This window comes from bacterium, assembly GCA_019912885.1.
Lineage (GTDB): Bacteria > Lernaellota > Lernaellaia > JACKCT01 > JACKCT01 > JAIOHV01.
On sequence record JAIOHV010000171.1, the window covers coordinates 1 to 11,216 of the forward strand.

Sequence of the window (11,216 nt, forward strand, 5' to 3'; positions counted from 1 at the left end):
GTGACGAGGTCGCGCCCCTCGCGGCGAAAGCGCGGGTCCGAATCGACCGCGACGCGCGCGACGAGATCACCGTTCGCGCCGCCCGCGTGGCCGCGCTCGCCCTCCCCCGAAAGGCGCAGGCGCGTTCCGGTCGACACGCCCGCGGGCACCTTGACGGCGAGTTTGGCCTCGACCGATTCGCGCCCGGTTGCGTCGCACACAACGCACGGCTCGCGGCCGATCCATCCGCGCGCGGCGCAGCGCGGGCATCGCTTGCGCGCGATGGGAAACGCCTCGTGCGCGAAATATCCCGCGCCGTGGCAGGCCTCGCACGGCACGCGCACGGAAAATCCGGTGCCGGCGCAAGCGTCGCAATCGGTATCGCGCGCGAACGTCACGCGGCGCGTTGCGCCCGTGAAGGCGTCGGCGAACGAGACGCCGATCTCGATGGCGAGATCGCGCCCGCGTTTGGGACGCGGCTCGCGCGGCGGCGACGCCAGGCGCTCCAGCACCTTTTTCGCCCTGGCGGCCATTGCCGCGACGCGCGCGGGATCGTCCACGACGCGGCGGAGGCGTCCGAAAAGCGGCGAGAGGTAGAGCAGGCGGCGCATGTCGTAGCGCTTGCGTTCGCTGGGATCGGACAGGATGCGGTACGCTTCGGAGACGGCGCGGAATCGATCGTGCGCGGCGGGGTCCGCGTTCACGTCCGGATGCAGCGTGCGCACGAGACGCCGGTAGGCCTCCTTGATCGCGCGTTCGTTGGCGTCCCGCGGGATGCCGAGGATGTCGTAGTGATCGGCGGGTTTGAAATCGTGCGGCGTCATCGAAGTCCTTCTTGCGCACGGGAATTTATTTCTTTTGCTTCGGGCTGGCAAAGGCCGGTTCCTTTCGCTCGCTCGTGCCCGAATTGTTCCAATATCGACAAGATGGACATCATGGACCCAATGGACCCCGGAACGCGCGCTTCCGGCATTCAGGTCGGGCGGGCCGCGCTTCCCAACCGGCCGCCGCCCGTCTAAAAGTCTCGCCGTGCGTAAACGGCCTTCGATACTCGTGGCGATCGTCGTCGCGTGCTTGCTCGCGACTTCGACCGCGACCGCACAGGACTCGACGGGAGCGGCGCCGGTCGCGCCGTCCGCCGATCGCATTGCCGCGCTCGATGCGTGGCGCGTCGAGCGCATCGACGAGTTGCAGCGCGCTTTCGATGAAGCGGAAAAACCGTCGCGCTCGTGGTGGACAGGGTGGCTTGTTTTCAATTCGACGATGGTCGTCATGAACGGCGCGGGCGCGCTGGCGTTTCAGGATTCCGACGCGCGCATCGCCGCCGAAACGGGCGCGGCTTTGGCAGGGATCGGCGTGATCGAGCTTGTGGTATCGCGCCATACGCGGTGGGGCTTTCATTCGATGCGTTACGCCGGCGAGTTCCGCGAAATTCGCGGCGATACCCCTGAAGCGCGCGCGGCAAAGTTCGAGCAGGGCCGGAAATTTCTCAAGACAGGCGCGCGCACCGAGCGAGACGGGCGGAAATTTTTGCGCCACACCGGCGTCTTGTTCATCGCCGCGGCGTCGGGCGCGTACGTTTACAAGTACGGCAACAAGACCGACGGCCTGATCCAGGGTTTCAGCACGCTTGTCCTTGGGGAGGCGACAATCTGGACGCAGCCGACGATCCTCGCCGACGCCGAAAAACGTCTGAGCAAACTGAAGGAGCCGGAGGATCTATCGCGCCGCGCGCCGATCATCCTCGCTCCCGCGCCCGTCGCCGGCGCGCCGGGATTGGTGCTGATGGTGGGGCTGCGTTAGCGGCGCTTGCCGCGCATCATCTCAAGGACTTCGTCAGTCGACATGCCGCCTGTCGCGGCTCCACGCAGATGACGCACGAGTTCTTCGCCGCGCCCAGGTGTGAATTCGACCGCGCGCGTGACGATCAATTGACCGTCGCATACGTCCAACTCGACTGGCGATCCCGGAATGAGGCCTAGCGTGTCGCGAATCGCTTTCGGAATCGTGATTCGACCAGACTTTGAAATTCGCAGCTTCGACGTCATAAGGATAACGAATGCATCGTCTTGCAGCTTGCATCAAGCCGTCATTGTGCTTGCAAAATGCATGCAATCCGGTGCAAACTTCATGAAGGAGGACGTTGCCATGCCCAGCCTGCAGATAAGGAATGTGCCGGAGGATCTACTGAATGAGATCCGAGAAGAGGCGCGCAAGGAGCACCGCTCGGTGACGGCTCAAGCCCTTGTCATGATTTCGGACGCGATGGAAAACCGGAAACGAAAACAACGCGTCGAGGAATTGCTGGCAAAGGCCGACGAAATTCGCCGGACCACGAAACGCACGAAAAACATCCCGGACAGCGTCGAGATCATTCGCCAGGCTCGCGAAGAGCGCCTTCGCAATATTCTCGGTGGGTGACGGCTACGTCATCGACGCGAGTGTCGCCGTCAAGATTTTCCAGCAGGAAGATCACAGTGACAACGCCCGCCGCCTCATCGATCTCGTCAAGACGCAAGCGCATCCCGTTTACGTTCCCGACGTATTTTTTGCGGAGTGCGCAAACGTGTTTCGCACGTGGATTCGATTGAAACACATGTCGCCGGAGAAGGCCGGCGTTTGCCTCGGCGTGCTGGCGGAGCTTCCGCTGGAGCGCCTGCCGAGCGAGACGATCCTGGCAAGCGCGTTGAGCATCGCGGTCCGATTCGATCTGACGGCTTACGATGCCATATACGTCGCACTCGCGCGCAACACTCGATCGGCGCTCGTCACGGCCGACAAGGCGATATTGCGCAATGTTCGCGGTCCTGATTATGAGGTGGTTTCGATTGCCGAATGGCGCGGCTGACGCTCACCCCTCCGGCAATTCCGCCATCACCTGCCGGAAATAGCGTTCCTCCGCATCCGCGATCTCGCGCAGCGTCGCGGCGGGCGCGTCGAAGCCGCCGGGGTGTTCGCGCTCGCTGATCGATTTCATCTGGGACGCCAGGCGCGTCCAGAGCGCGGCGATCGCGGAAATCTCGCCGGCAAGATCCAGGCGCGCGACATCCGCGTCGTTCGCGGCGGCTTCGCGCAGAAAGTCCGCGTATTTCGCGCGGAAGCTCGCGCCGCCCGTGCCGCGTTTTTCGATGATCTGATACGCGAACCGCGCGCACCACGCCCAATCCTGGGCGTCGGCCCAGCCGGACAGCGCGTCGGCGCAACGCCGCATCGCGGGTACGCCGAAAAAATCTCCGTCGGGCAACATGCGCGCGGGAAGTTCGGTGATCGCGGCTCGCGCGGCCTCGCGCACGGGAAGAACCGCGGGCACGCCCCGCACGTCCCACCACTGGTACGACAGATCAAAAAGCGGATCGTGAAAGGTACGCGCCTTCGCCAGTTCATCGAGCGGCACGCGCATGACGCCGGGATATTCCGTGTCGGAGATCAAGGCGTCGCCCGCGGATTCGTCGTAACCGACAAGCAGCACCTTGTGGCCGGGGAAGTGCGTCCGGGTGTTGAAATACGGCATGTGGCGGATATCGACCTGGAGCAGCACCGGCCGGCCTTCGTCGATCGCGGCGCGCACCGCGCGCCATGCGTCCACCGCGTTCTCGTGACGCCGGATCGGCGCATCGATGCCAAGCAGGCGAAAAAAGTCCTCCTCCATCGTCGGGCTGCGTCCCATGAAAACACGGCTCGGGCTGCGCGGCGCCTCGAAGTAGAAAAACGCCGGCGCCATGCCGATGCCCAGGCACATCGGCTCGGACAGGCCGCGCCCGAAATGGCGCAGCAGATTGCGCAACGAGCCGGATCCGCAATGGAATCCCTGTTCGTGCCGAAAGCCTTCGATCATGCGTTGCATCAGGCGGCAAGCTCCCCGGCCGTGCGGCGCGCGACGCCCCATGCGGGGCCGGGCGTCGCGGCATCCGGATGAATGTAGCGAAACCAACGCACGCCTTGCAGCGATGTTTCGCCCATGTCGACAAATCCCAACTGACGCAGCCACCCGCGCGCGAGCGTTCCGCCCCGGTCAACGCCGTTTCGCGTCTCGTGCGACAGGACCAGCCACACCTCGGGCGCGCCGGTCACGACGGTGACGAACGCGGCGCGATCCGCGGTGGTCATGAACGCGGCGGACTCTCGCCCCGCGTCCTCGTGGCCGGGAAGACCCGTCGGCAGCGGCACGAAGGGGCCCTCGCGGTTCGAATAAACGTGAAACGCGTCGGCGACGAAATGCGCGCTTGTCAACACGACGGCGCCCGGGACGGCGGAATGGTCGTAGAGGCTCACGGCCTCGCGCAGATCCTCGCGATGCATCGTACGCACGCCCGGCAGCATCAGCGCCTGCGCCGCCAGCAGCACGCCGACCGCGGCCAGGCGGACGCGCTCGCCGGACAGGGCGCGCAGCGCGAGCATGACGACAAGCATCGACGGCGCGGCGAAACACGCAAAGTAGATGAGCCCCACCCAAACGCCGAAGACGACGTGTGCGAGAAATCCGAGAACGAACACGACGCCGACAAACACCGCCGGCAGGCCGAGGGCGGGCGTGCCGAAGCGATCCGACAACGCGAATCCGAACATGTCCGCGCCGCGCCGCCGGGCCGCGAAAAACGCCAGCGCCCACGCGCCCGCGGCCAGGATTGCCGTCACCGCGGCGCCCGTGATCTTGCCGAAGCTGTATGCGTAGTCGCCGGCGGCCGCGAGCGGGGAAAAATACGCGAACGCCTGCGCGGCGCGGCGCGCGAATTCGTAGGGTGTCGGCGGCCAGACGTACCACCCGCCACCGGAAACCGCGCGCGCCGCTTGCCCGATGGCGACGGCAAACCACGGCGACGCGACAAGCACGCCGAGCCCCGAGGCCAAAAGGAGAGCGCGGCGGAAAAACGGATCGCGCCGCCCCGCGACAAGCGCCAGCACGGCCTGCGCGAGAACGACATAGACGGCGTAATAAAAAGTCAGCAGCATCAGGGCGTTGACGACGGCCAGCCCGAGCGCAAGCGGCCTTCGCGGGCGGCGCGCCAGATGCCAGGTCAGCACGAAGGCGATCCCGCCGAACAGCGCGAAGAGCATGTAGCTGCGCCCCAGGCGCGAAAACGCCAAAAGGTTCGGCGAAAGGAACGACAGCGCGGACGCCGCGATCGCCCCGCGCGATCCGTGCGCGAGAAATCCCACGTATGCGAGCAGCCCGACGAGCAACGTCCCGGCGATGACGGACACCGCGCGCACCTTCGCTTCGATCGAAAACGGCAGCGCGCCGCCCACAAGGCGTACGAGCGTCGGGAACACCGGCGGATGCACGTCGCGCGTCAGGTCGCCCTCGGCCGGCATGAACGCCACCTTCGCGATGTGCAACTCGTCCGTGTTCAGGCCGGCGCCGTCAAGATTCCACGCGCGGGCGGCGAACGCAAAAACGACGAAAACGGCGGCAAGGGGGACGAGGGGAAAGCGCACGAGACAAATTTAGACTGAAAGGTTGAAAGGCTGAAAGGTCCTTACACGCCCGGCGCGCGGAGTGAACTCCGCGGGATCGCAATCGAATGCGATGACCTTCCGGACTTCCAGTCTATTCCCGTGTCAAACCCTCACCACCACGGACTGCGTGATCTTGTCGTGCCATCCCTGCTTGTTGTGGTCGAGCGGGATGGAGATGAACCCCATGCCGAAACACAGCGCGGAAAACAGGCTGGCGACGTGGCGCAGGAAGGCGAGACCGTAGCCGATCGCGCCGCCGCTTTTGTTCACGACCTTCAGGCCGAACACCATCATCCCCGGGGTCTGCCCGGTCGAGCCGACGAAAAACGTGAAGTACGCGGCGCCGATCATGAGAAAGAGAATGTAAAAGGGCCCGGAGAGGCGCATGTAATCGGCCACGTTCGCGGTATCGCCCATCAGCAACAGCACGCCGCGCCCCGCCAGCAGAAAAACACCGAGCACGACGGCCAGCGCGGAAACGTCGATGAGACCCGCGAGCGTGCGTACGCCAAGGCCGCCCTTGCGCACCGACGGGCGGTGCCTCGGCCGGCGGCGCACGTGCGTCCGTTCGATCTCCTCTTCGACCGTTTCCGGTTCGACGATCTCTTCCTCGAATATGGCGTCGATGTCCGCATCGGCCTCATCGGAGACGGGATGCGGCACGACAGCCGCCACCGGCCCGCTGAACACGAACGGCGCCTCCGGTTCCTCGGCCGGCGCGAGATCCACGACGGCGCGGATCGGGGGCGGCACTTCCTCCGCTGATTCGTCGGCGTCGTCGCTCGCGGCCGCCGGCGGCGCGTCCAAAAGGGCTTCCGGCGCGATCTCCTCCACGAGGAGGCCGGCGTCCGGCTCCGGCGCAAGTTCCGGGACGCTCTCCGGCGCGAGGAGGATATCGGCCTCGATTTCGGCCGCCGGTTCGGCCGTCTCCGCGACCGCTTCCGCGAGGGGTTCGATCGGGGGCGCCTCGGTTCCACGAGCGCGCGCGGCAAGCAGCTCCAGGTATTCATGCGCCTGCGGAATGCCGCGGTATCCAAGATTCTCCGCGTCCAGGCGGGGAAGCTCGTCGGGCGCCGCGAACGGCGCCGCGGCATCGACGTCCGCGACAGGCGCACTGTCCCAATCGATGGCAAGACCTTCGAGCTGCTTCCGCACAACGTCGTCGTCGAGTTCTTTTTCCTCGGTCTCGATGACGAAATCTTCGGCGGATCGCGCGCGACGCGGCGCGCCCTCGTCGCCGAAACCCTCCTCGGCTACCTCGCCGGCGATCGCCAGGATCGCGTCGCGATGCGCGTTAGCGGATCGAATCTGCGCCTCGCGGCGGCGCTCGTCGGCTTGCTGTTCAATGTTCCGGCGGATCGAAAGGGCGTGTTCGCGGTTGGGATCGGGTTCGGCGGCGGGCGTGCTGATCTCGGTATAAGCGCGTGATTCGGGCAACGCGGCGCCCCGGCCTCCGCGCCCGGGCGCCCACGCTTCCTTTTCTGCCAACTCGGCCTCGCGCCGGCGAAGCTCTTGCTCGCGGCGCTCGGATTCGGCCTTAGCGCGTTCGACGCGTTCGAGTTCCGCGGCCAGCTCGGCCTGGCGCCGCTCCAGTTCTTCCAGGCTGACCAGGTCGTCGAGCCGCCGGCCGTCGAACTCGCGGCGTTCGGCGTCGCGCGTATCGAGAAGCACGGGCTCCTCGCCCGCCCGGCGGTCTTCCGTGAGGCGGCGCCGGAAGGCGCGGCGCGGCTCGATCGGCTCGCGCGCGGCGCCCTCGCCCCCGGGTACGCGCTCCGGCGCGGCACCGCTCGTCAGCAACACGCTTTTCGGATCGGGCTCGATGCCGAGCTTGCGCCGGACCGCGGCCAGGTCGTGTCCGCAGCGCTTGCACGTGTCCAGATAGTTATAGCTGACGAAGCCGCACTTGGGGCATTTCATCGTTGTTTTTCTATACGCGGCAGCGGCGTTTTTTCGTTAGGAGGCATGAGCGAAAACGCATTGTCGTTCCCCCGCGCGCGAGGGTCAAGCCAACGCGGAACGGCGAATGCCGAACCGCGAATTGGACAGGTAACCTCTCTCTCACGCCCAGACGCCAAGGAGCCGGAGCCGGCCGCTTGCTATCGCTCGTCGCGCGGGCATCGCCAGTTTTTCGGCGCTTCCGCTGCCTTGCGATTCCTCTCTTTCCTATTTCCTATTTTCTGTTTTCTCCTTATGGTTCGCGCCGCCATGAGCCGGCCCGTTCAAACCGTCATTTTTCTCGTGCGTCATGGGGAGTCCGAGGCGAACGTCGCGGAGGTCATCTGCGGCGATTCGGAAAGCCCGCTGACAAAGCGCGGCGTCGCGCAGACGGTGGAGGTCGCCGAGCGCCTCGCCGGCGTGAAATTCGACGCCGCTTATACGAGCCCCCTTGAACGCGCGTTCAAGACCTGCGAGGCGATTCTGGCCGGTCGCGGCGTTACCGCGACGGTGCTGCCTGACCTTCGCGAGCAGGACTTCGGCGCGTGGGAGGGGCTGTCGTTTCGCGAGCTGGCCGAAAAGGATCCGGAGGCGATCCGCCGCTTCACGAACGACCCCATGAACGCCACGGGCGAGGGCGGCGAGACGCTCGGCGTGTTCGGCGAACGCGTGCGCCGCGCGATCTTCGACGATGTACTCGCCAATCACGCGGGCGAAACGGTGCTTGTCGTCAGCCACGGCGGCACGACGCGCGTCGCGCTGAACCTGCTGCTCGACCTGGACCTTTCGCGCCACTTCTTCCGCTTCGACATCCAGAACGCTACCGCGGCGGTGGTGCGTCACAGCGATTCCGGCGCGCGCCTGGTCGGCCTGAACCTGCGCGAAATGGCGCATCTGAGGCTGAGGCCGAGGGGGTAGGGAGGCGGACTTCCCTGGTGCGCCCGCGCACCGTTCCCTGATGGACAAAATGGACATGATGGACGGAATGGACGTCATGGACCCGTCGGCGAGCGAGCCGCGATTCGGCGCGCTGCGCGAAGCGCGCGCCGGCGCATATGGCACGAACGCACGCAACGCCAGAGATTTCATTCCCCATTCGCAATTCCCAATTCCCCATTGAGTTTGACCCGCGCGATCTTGACGCGCGCCATCATCGCGTGCGTGAATGGACCGGCTCAGTAACCGCGTCTTTTTGTGCCGCATATCGCCTGTCCGGACAGCGCTCAAGGCGCGGCCCAGGCCGCCCGCCCAGGCCTGCCGGATTTTCCATGACAAGGAGCGACGCATGCCGCTTACGCAAGTCGCCGATTTCAAGATCGACTACCTGCAGATTCTCGACGAAAACGGCAAGGTCGACGCGAAGCTCGATCCGAAAATCCCCAAGGACGAGCTGCTGCGTCTGTACCGCTCGATGGTGCTTTCGCGCGAGTTCGATCAGCGCATGCTGCGCCTGCAACGGCAGGGGCGCATCGGCACGTTTCCGCCCTCCACGGGGCAGGAGGCTTGCTCCGCCGGCACGGCGATGGCCATGAAGGACACCGACTGGTACGTCGGCGCGTTTCGCGACGTGAACCTGCGTTACCTGCGCGGAGAATCGCTCGTGAAATACCTGGTGTTCCATCGCGGGTACGAGGAGGGCAATTACAAGATCGCCGAGCGAAACTTCCCGCTGGCGATCCCCATCGGAACGCATGTCCCGCACGCGGTCGGGCTGGCGTACGCGCGGCGGCATCTCGGCGACAAGGACTTCGCCGTCGTGACGACGATGGGCGACGGCGCCACGAGCGAGGGCGATTTCCACGAGGCGATGAACTTCGCCGCGGTGTGGGACGCGCCGGTCGTCTTCATCTGCCACAACAACCAGTGGGCAATCAGCGTTCCGCGCAAGAAGCAGACGCGCTCGGAGACGATCGCGCAGAAGGCGATCGCCTACGGCATGCCGGGCCTGCAGGTGGACGGCAACGACGTGCTCGCGATGTACAAGGCGAGCAAGGACGCGCTCGAGCACGCTCGGGCGGGCAAGGGACCGTATTTCATCGAGGCCGTCACCTATCGCCTGATGATGCACACCACCGCGGACGACCCGAAGAAGTATCGCGACGAGGAAGAGGTCAAGAAGTGGTGGAAGCGCGATCCGAACACGCGCTTTCGCATCTACCTGGAAAACAAAAAACTCTGGGACGAGAAGAAGGAAGACGCGCTGCAAAAAGAGGTAAAGGACGAGATCGAGGGCATGGTGAAGGAGATGGAGGCGGTGACCGAATTCAAACCCGATCTCGGATTCGACCACGTTTTCGCCGAATCCGTGCCGTACATCGAGCGGCAGCGCAAGGAATTCCTGGACGCGCTTCCCCTGCAGCGGGGAGAATCCGATGGCTAAACTCACGATGGTCCAGGCGATCAACCTCGCCCTGCGCCAGGAAATGAAAAACGACGAGACCGTCGTCATGCTCGGCGAGGACGTCGGCCGCGACGGCGGCGTGTTCCGCGTGACCGAGGGGCTGTGGGACGAATTCGGCGAGGCGCGCGTCATCGACACGCCGCTTGCGGAATCCGGCATCCTGGCCACCGCGATCGGCATGGCGATCGGCGGCCTGAAACCGGTCGCCGAGATGCAGTTCTCGGGATTTTCCTACATCATGCTGCATCAGCTCGAGATGCACGCCTCGCGCTTCCGCACGCGCACGCAGGGCTGGCTGACGTGCCCGCTTGTCGTGCGCATGCCGTACGGCGCGGGCGTGCGCGCGCTGGAGCATCACTCGGAAAGCCGCGAACATCTGTATTCCGCGGTCACCGGCTGCAAGATCGTTTTGCCGAGCAGTCCGCGCAACGCCCGCGCGCTGATGGTGGCCGCGATCCGCGACCCCGACCCGGTCGTGTTCATGGAGCCCAAGCGCTCCTACCGCTCGTTCCGCGAAGAGGTGCCCGACGAGGAGGAGGTGCTGCCCCTTTGCCAGGCGCGGGTGGTGCGCGAAGGCGGCGATATCACCGTCGTCGGCTGGGGCGCCATGATGCCCGTCGTGCTGGAGGCGGTGGACGGCCTGCGGGAAAAACGCGGCGTGAACGCCGAGGTCATCGACGTGCTGACGGTTTCGCCGCTGGATTCCGACACGATCGTCGAGTCCGTGAAAAAAACGGGCCGCTGCGTCATCGTGCAGGAGGCGCCGCGCTCGTATTCGATTTCGTCGGAGATCGTCGCGCGCCTGAACGACGAGGCGCTCTTGTATCTCGAAGCCCCCGTGAAACGGCTGACGGGATACGATATCGTGACGCCGTATTTTGGCCGCGAGAACGACTTCATCCATACGCCCGCGCGCGTCGTGAAGGCGATCGAGGAAACGCTCGACTTCTGACGGCCGCGGCCGGGGAGGATACCGTGTTCCGATTCGTGCTCCCGGATCTTGGCGAAGGCGTCCACGAGGGCGAGATCCTGAAGTGGTACGTCTCCGTGGGCGACACCATCGAGGCCGACGCCGACCTGGTCGAAATCGAGACGGACAAGGCCGCCGTCGAGATCCCGTCGCCGGTTGCCGGAAAGGTCGTCAAGCTGAACGGCGAGGTCGGCGACGTCGTGCACGTGGGCGATGTCATCGCCGAGATCGACACGGGCGGCACGGCCCCAAGCCGCGACAAGACCCGCGAACAGAGCCGCGACCGTCAGGGAGCGGGTGCCCCCGCCGACGAAAAACGCTCCGCCGAAAAACGCGACGACGACGCCTCCGCCCGCGAACGCGTGCTTCCCGACGAAACCGCGGAAAACGGCGAAACGGCCAAACCCGCGCCCGCCGGTCGCGAACGCACCGCCGGCCCCGTGCCCGCGGCGCCGGCGACGCGCCGCCTGGCGC

12 protein-coding genes and 1 pseudogene are annotated in these 11,216 nt (G+C 65.7%); 8 read left to right on the top strand and 5 right to left on the bottom strand.

Translation table 11 applies throughout. The features are described 5' to 3' along the window. On the bottom strand, positions 1-803 hold an 803-nt coding region (locus K8I61_14920), incomplete at its 3' end, for a DnaJ domain-containing protein (protein ID MBZ0273329.1). Positions 804-1,008: 205 nt separating this feature from the next. Here K8I61_14920 and K8I61_14925 point away from each other — a divergent pair. Further along, positions 1,009-1,782, top strand: a complete 774-nt coding sequence (locus K8I61_14925; protein ID MBZ0273330.1) for a hypothetical protein — start codon at positions 1,009-1,011, stop codon at positions 1,780-1,782. Here the strand turns inward: K8I61_14925 and K8I61_14930 are convergent. Then, positions 1,779-2,027: an AbrB/MazE/SpoVT family DNA-binding domain-containing protein gene (locus K8I61_14930; protein ID MBZ0273331.1), complete on the bottom strand. Its 249-nt coding sequence runs from the start codon at positions 2,025-2,027 to the stop codon at positions 1,779-1,781. The genes K8I61_14925 and K8I61_14930 overlap by 4 nt on opposite strands. Positions 2,028-2,109: 82 nt before the next feature. Between K8I61_14930 and K8I61_14935 the strand changes: the two genes are divergently transcribed. Then, positions 2,110-2,400 carry a hypothetical protein gene (locus K8I61_14935; GenBank protein MBZ0273332.1) on the top strand — a complete coding sequence of 97 codons (291 nt, stop codon included), beginning with the start codon at positions 2,110-2,112 and terminating at the stop codon, positions 2,398-2,400. Next, a complete protein-coding gene (locus K8I61_14940) occupies positions 2,393-2,827 on the top strand; it encodes a type II toxin-antitoxin system VapC family toxin (GenBank protein ID MBZ0273333.1) in 435 nt (144 codons plus the stop codon). Before K8I61_14935 ends, K8I61_14940 begins: the two co-directional genes overlap by 8 nt. 3 nt (positions 2,828-2,830) lie before the next feature. On the opposite strand, the gene K8I61_14945 is transcribed toward K8I61_14940, so the two are convergent. The 3 genes from K8I61_14945 to K8I61_14955 form a co-directional block, all read right to left on the bottom strand. Then, positions 2,831-3,823: a BtrH N-terminal domain-containing protein gene (locus K8I61_14945; GenBank protein ID MBZ0273334.1), complete on the bottom strand. Its 993-nt coding sequence runs from the start codon at positions 3,821-3,823 to the stop codon at positions 2,831-2,833. After that, positions 3,823-5,415 carry a glycosyltransferase family 39 protein gene (locus K8I61_14950; protein MBZ0273335.1) on the bottom strand — a complete coding sequence of 531 codons (1,593 nt, stop codon included), beginning with the start codon at positions 5,413-5,415 and terminating at the stop codon, positions 3,823-3,825. The genes K8I61_14945 and K8I61_14950 overlap by 1 nt, the downstream gene beginning before the upstream one ends. 123 nt (positions 5,416-5,538) lie before the next feature. After that, positions 5,539-7,353, bottom strand: a complete 1,815-nt coding sequence (locus K8I61_14955; protein ID MBZ0273336.1) for an RDD family protein — start codon at positions 7,351-7,353, stop codon at positions 5,539-5,541. A gap of 288 nt (positions 7,354-7,641) precedes the next feature. On the opposite strand from K8I61_14955, the gene K8I61_14960 reads away from it, so the two are divergent. The 5 genes and pseudogenes from K8I61_14960 (at position 7,642) to K8I61_14980 (ending at position 10,963) form a co-directional block, all read left to right on the top strand. Further along, positions 7,642-8,289: a histidine phosphatase family protein gene (locus K8I61_14960; protein MBZ0273337.1), complete on the top strand. Its 648-nt coding sequence runs from the start codon at positions 7,642-7,644 to the stop codon at positions 8,287-8,289. Between the two features lie 49 nt (positions 8,290-8,338). Next, the gene (locus K8I61_14965) at positions 8,339-8,491 is read left to right on the top strand and encodes a hypothetical protein (protein ID MBZ0273338.1); all 153 of its coding nucleotides are present in this window, start codon (positions 8,339-8,341) and stop codon (positions 8,489-8,491) included. A gap of 165 nt (positions 8,492-8,656) precedes the next feature. Further along, a complete protein-coding gene (pdhA, locus tag K8I61_14970) occupies positions 8,657-9,751 on the top strand; it encodes a pyruvate dehydrogenase (acetyl-transferring) E1 component subunit alpha (GenBank protein ID MBZ0273339.1) in 1,095 nt (364 codons plus the stop codon). Next, a complete protein-coding gene (locus tag K8I61_14975; GenBank protein ID MBZ0273340.1) occupies positions 9,744-10,724 on the top strand; it encodes an alpha-ketoacid dehydrogenase subunit beta in 981 nt (326 codons plus the stop codon). Before pdhA ends, K8I61_14975 begins: the two co-directional genes overlap by 8 nt. Before the next feature lie 23 nt (positions 10,725-10,747). Beyond that, positions 10,748-10,963: pseudogene (locus K8I61_14980) on the top strand (2-oxo acid dehydrogenase subunit E2). Positions 10,964-11,216: the final 253 nt, after the last annotated feature.